Origin of the sequence: Dechloromonas sp. CZR5 (assembly GCF_008711155.1) — a bacterium.
Taxonomy (GTDB): Bacteria; Pseudomonadota; Gammaproteobacteria; order Burkholderiales; family Rhodocyclaceae; genus Azonexus.
This window is the reverse complement of record NZ_VUYQ01000032.1, coordinates 1-550: the sequence shown is the minus strand read 5'-3', so window position 1 is coordinate 550 and position 550 is coordinate 1. Positions and strand designations below refer to the sequence as shown.

At 68.2% G+C, this 550-nt stretch carries 1 protein-coding gene; it reads right to left on the bottom strand.

The genetic code is table 11. The features are described from left to right. Positions 1–550, bottom strand: a 550-nt coding sequence (locus tag F1002_RS21110) for a hypothetical protein (RefSeq protein ID WP_223879718.1), incomplete at both ends; no start/stop codon positions are given.

The window sequence follows — 550 nt, the reverse complement described above, 5'->3', positions numbered from 1 at the left end:
CCGGGGTGGCGTTGGTGTCGGCACCGACCGTGTCGGCACCCGCACCGGTCAGCACGCTGCCGCTCACCGTGTTCGATACCGCGTCTTCAGTGATGCTCGCCGTGTCAGCAACCGCCACCGGCTTGCTGTCGGTGATGGTGATGCCCAGCGTGCCGCTGCTGCTGACGCCGTTGGCGTCGGTCAGCGTCAGCGGAATGTTGGCCAGAACGTCGTTGTTGGCGCTGTGTACCACCGGGTCGTAGGTGTAGCTGACGACGCCGGTCCCGGCGTCGTAGCCGGTCAGGGTCAGGGTGCCGTCCGCCGTGGTGTAGCTCTTGGATACGGTGCCCAGGTTGTTGAGCTCGGCCAGGCTCACGCTGACCGCGCTGCCGCCGCTGCCCAGCGTCACGCTGGTGATGCCCGCCTGGGCGCTGATCGTGAAGGTGCCCGCCATCGGCCCGTCGGTTTCGGCAACGGTCTGTTGGCCCGGGGTGACGCCGTTGGCGTCCGGGATGCTGATCACCGGCGTGCCGTCGGTGTGGCCGTTGATGGTGATGGTCAGCGTCGCCGT